This is a genomic window from Allobosea sp. P4_C6, from assembly GCF_056402015.1.
The window spans coordinates 1-2866 of record NZ_JBFUIF010000165.1 but is presented as its reverse complement, the minus strand read 5'-3'; the positions used below and the strand labels follow the sequence as shown (position 1 = coordinate 2866).

The 2866-nt window shown below is 59.1% G+C and carries 2 protein-coding genes and 2 pseudogenes; 3 read left to right on the top strand and 1 reads right to left on the bottom strand.

The window, feature by feature from the left end:
• Positions 1–175: pseudogene (locus AC1DVA_RS27405) on the top strand (non-homologous end-joining DNA ligase); the annotation flags it as partial.
• Positions 149–424: a hypothetical protein gene (locus AC1DVA_RS27400; protein WP_476807985.1), complete on the top strand. Its 276-nt coding sequence runs from the start codon at positions 149–151 to the stop codon at positions 422–424. The pseudogene AC1DVA_RS27405 and the gene AC1DVA_RS27400, both read left to right, overlap by 27 nt.
• Positions 425–484: 60 nt before the next feature.
• On the opposite strand, the pseudogene AC1DVA_RS27395 reads toward AC1DVA_RS27400, so the two are convergent.
• Positions 485–656, bottom strand: a pseudogene (locus tag AC1DVA_RS27395) (transposase); the annotation flags it as partial.
• A 71-nt stretch (positions 657–727) separates the two neighbouring features.
• Here AC1DVA_RS27395 and AC1DVA_RS27390 point away from each other — a divergent pair.
• Positions 728–2557, top strand: coding sequence for a hypothetical protein (locus tag AC1DVA_RS27390; RefSeq protein ID WP_476807984.1), 1830 nt, complete (start codon positions 728–730; stop codon positions 2555–2557).
• The last annotated feature ends 309 nt before the right edge of the window (positions 2558–2866 follow it).

Here is a 2866-nt window from a genome sequence, read left to right as displayed (position 1 = left end):
GGGACGGCTACCGGCTCGCCGTTCATATCGAGGCTGGCCGCGTTCGGATCCTGACCCGAGGCGGCCATGACTGGACCGCCCGCTTTCCGACAATCGCCCATGACGCGCTCGAACTCGGGCTGCCAATGCCATCCTGGACGAGGCGGTGGTGCTCGACGTGCTCGGCGCCTCGGACGGCCGCTGCTACATGGACAACAACACCGATCTTGCCCAAGAACTCATTGCCACAGGGGCTGCCCTTGCCTCCCCGAGTGAGACACGCCGCTACGACCAGTTTGAGAGGCCGGAGGTATGGAAACACCCGCGCTCGTCAGGGGAGATGATGGTCAGGCATCGCGGCGAGTCGGTGAACTGTCGCGCGGCTATCATGATCGTCCTTGCCAGACTGTTCCGTTCAAATCGATGCAGCACAAATGTAAATTGAAAAGCCATACATTTCACTATCTGTTTTCGCTAGTTCATCGCGGGCACAAAGAAGCGCCTGAAAGTCCTTGGGCAGCAGCGACCACACGCAGCCGCTCGAGGCCAAATAGAGGATCGCGTTCAAAACCTCCCGGAGGCTCGTCGTGCGAGGACGACTGAGCTGCCTTGCACCAGGCAGGAAGGGCGAAATTACCGCCCATTCCCAATCGTTTCAGATCGCTTGAGTAGCGCATCCCTCGGCGCGCATAATCATGCCGAGCGGTTTCGGTTTAGGTCATCACCGGCTCCATCAAGTCACACACCCTTGACGGAATCACAGCCGGCTGAAACCGCTCAACTCTTTTCGGCTTGGGCTCTTAGTGCCCTTCTGGTCTTCTGTATCAACGACAGTTTGGATGGTTCTGACGAGATGAACGACTTCCTTGACCGCAACAAAAGCAGCATCATCGACATCGGTTTGATCGCTGCCTTGGTGTTTGCGCTGAATTTGTTTACGGTCCACGCGCCGTTTCGTGCGGTTACCGGCGATGAGGTCCGCTATTTTCTGTATAGCTACAGCATTTGGTTCTTTGGTACGCCCGTTATGTCGATTGACGACTGGCGCCGCGTCGCGCTCCTGGCTCTTGGTTATCAGACCGAGACGTTTCCGACCATCGGGAACGGTGACGTCCTCGCCCACCCGATCTATGTCGCGACRATCCTGTCGCCTCTTTCATTCTTTTCGATAGGAGGCCTGCGCCTCGGCGGCTTCATCGCCGGATGCGTCGGTCTCGTCTGCCTCTTTCGTGCGATCAGGTCCTTCAGCACAGCCGGCCCGTCGCTCCTTGCTGTGGCGACCGCCGCCTTTGCGTTTCCCGTCATCACCTATGTCCGTACCTACTGGATCGAGGTCTTCATTTTCCTCTCGATTTCGGCCGGCTTAATGCTTCTGAAGAAGGCGGGCGCCTCTCGCGTGGGCGACGCGTGCCGGGGCGCGGTCATTCTCCTAATCCCTTTCGTGCATCTTCGCGCCTCGGTGATCGGGGCAGTTCTTTTTGCGTTCTTTCTGGCCAGGACCTACCAGAAGACGAGGTCCCTCGGACGATTGCTGTCCTTGCTTTCCTTGGCAGCCCTATTTCTGACTGCGCTGGTCGGTTTGAATCTCGTCATCTATGGCAATCTGACCGGCTCGGTGAACACCGCTCGCCCACCGGGACTAGCAGAGGCGCCCAGTGTTATCGCGATGCAGATCGTCGGCCTTAAAGGCATGTTCCCGTACGCGCCCATCTGGGCCCTCGGCTATGCGGGTCTTTTCGCTGGCTGCTTCAAAGGCGAGCGGCTCGTGGGCGAATGCGCAATCCTCGCGGTTATAGCGCTCTTTACCTCGATTGGAGTTAATCCGGGAGAGGGCTGGCCGGGACGGTTTTTCGTCACGTCCATCCCCATGCTAGCGGTAGGGTTGGCGTTTTGGCTGCAGAATTTGCGCTTCTTGACCCAGTGGGCCATGACGGCTTTGGCCGCTGCCGTGACCGGGTTCAGCACGGGGCTATTCTACTTCCGTCCGAACCTTTTTATCGAGGGACGCCAGAGCGACGCGACGTTCCGGATATTTTTTGACTATGTAGGTCAGTTCAATCCCGGCCTTTTCGAGCCCATCGAGTTCATCGACATGGGGCTGGCGAGCGGCCTTGGACTTGTCTTTCTCCTGATCGTAATGGCCGGGGCGCTCTCTATCATCCTCGGCCGGCATTGGCCGGCGCTCGCCGCCTGCGGTCTGGCTCTAGGCATGCTGGAACTGACGCGGGTCAGAGAAGTTCCGTCCCACACTTTGTCGAGCCCCAGCGAACTCATCGTCAAGTTCGCCGCCCCCCCCACTACGGCCATCGTCCAAATCGGGCCCTACTACGAAACGTGGTATGTCGGCCCAGCATACCCGCGCTTCGACGTGACCGTGCGCAGCAAGGGCGAGCAAAGGCAAATGTTCTCGACCCCGGCCAACCAGGTCGTTTCGGCGACATGCACAAGCGGCGTCTCCGAGATGGTGATCCGCGCCCAGGGCGTTAATTTAGCTGATGCAAGTGCGACGCGCCTTCGTACCTACAAGTCGAATTCTATCCTGCGCCGGCTGGTTGACGCGTTTTTCCGGCAATGCTGAGTTTTTACCCAGGGAGAGGCCGCGAGGCAGGCCGGTTTTTTGTCAAGTTAGCAAACCATCGGCCGCCCCTGCGATCGCGATATGGGTTTTGTATCCGAAGACGGGCAATGCGATCTGCGGCAAGGGCGGTGCCGTCGGGCCGTACCGGATCTTGCCGCCGATCTTGAGCGTCCAACGGACGCCGGRTCCGAACTGCCAGCGGGCAACCGAAGGTGGGGACGAAGATGGAGGAGCTTTGGTCGGCGATGTACCAGGTATGGTGGCTCCTGAAGGGGCCAGTCATCAATCCGACCCTCGTCAGGACCGCAA